The following is a 386-nucleotide window of genomic DNA, read 5'->3' as shown; positions in this document are numbered from 1 at the left end:
AACTCAAACTGATTAGGCACAATAATATCCGCTTGTTTCATGATCCGCTCACAGAGCGCTTCCGTCACCTCAGGACTGACAACACAGCCCTTTAACGGATCGCCCATGACGGGATCGCAGATGTATAAGGCGTGAGGATTGGCTGCTTTCACACGCTCAACCGTCTCTAAAATTTCATCAGCCTGCGCACCACTGCCCATATAACCAGAGATGATCGCTTTCACGTCGCGGGTCACATCAATAGTGGTTAAGCCATCCATCAGTTCTGTAATACTGCCTGATGGCATCACTTTACCACGCCAACCCTGTTGATATTGGGTATGGTTTGAAAACTGCACCGTATGAATCGGCCAGACGATATGCCCTAAGCGTTGCAAAGGAAACAC

1 pseudogene is annotated in these 386 nt (G+C 48.7%); it reads right to left on the bottom strand.

Annotation, left to right across the window (positions count from 1 at the left end):
* Window positions 1-338: pseudogene (locus ACS2QP_RS27435) on the bottom strand (hypothetical protein); the annotation flags it as partial.
* Window positions 339-386 lie beyond the last annotated feature (48 nt).

Origin of the sequence: Bacillus cereus group sp. Bce019, from assembly GCF_051781745.1 — a bacterium.
Classification (GTDB): Bacteria; Bacillota; Bacilli; order Bacillales; family Bacillaceae_G; genus Bacillus_A; species Bacillus_A cereus.
Note: the sequence above shows the minus strand (reverse complement) of the source record. Positions and strands in the feature narration are given on the sequence as shown.